This is a genomic window from Stenotrophomonas sp. CASM106 (assembly GCF_049384825.1).
GTDB lineage: Bacteria > Pseudomonadota > Gammaproteobacteria > Xanthomonadales > Xanthomonadaceae > Stenotrophomonas > Stenotrophomonas muris.
On the sequence record NZ_JBMRFS010000082.1, the window covers coordinates 1 to 412 of the forward strand.

1 pseudogene is annotated in these 412 nt (G+C 61.7%); it reads left to right on the forward strand.

The features are described 5' to 3' along the window. Window positions 1-103: 103 nt before the first annotated feature. Window positions 104-412, forward strand: a pseudogene (locus VG556_RS22635) (DUF411 domain-containing protein); the annotation flags it as partial.

Here is a 412-nt window from a genome sequence, read left to right on the forward strand (position 1 = left end):
TCCCAAGGCCGATGACGGCCACGACCACCAGCATTGATCCCTTCATGGAGCTGCCCGGCTCCACGCCCGAGCGCCTCGGCGCTCGGGCATCTCTTGAGGACGCATGATGAATACTTCTCGCAGCTGTCTCTTTCTGCTGACCACGGCCTTGTCGCTGACCGCATGCGCGCGCCCCGAATCGGCTGTCAGTGCAGAGGCGGCATCGGCCGCTCAATCTCCGACATCGGCGGCTGCGCAGCAGGTCGCTCAGCCGCAGCGTCCGTTGCCGTTGGTCAAAGTACATAAGAGTGCGACCTGCGGTTGCTGCCAACTGTGGGTGGAGCATCTGGAGAAAGCAGGTTTTACGGTTGAGGTGCACAACAGCGAAGACCTTAATCCGATCAAGGCGCGCTTGGGCGTTCCTTATGGACGC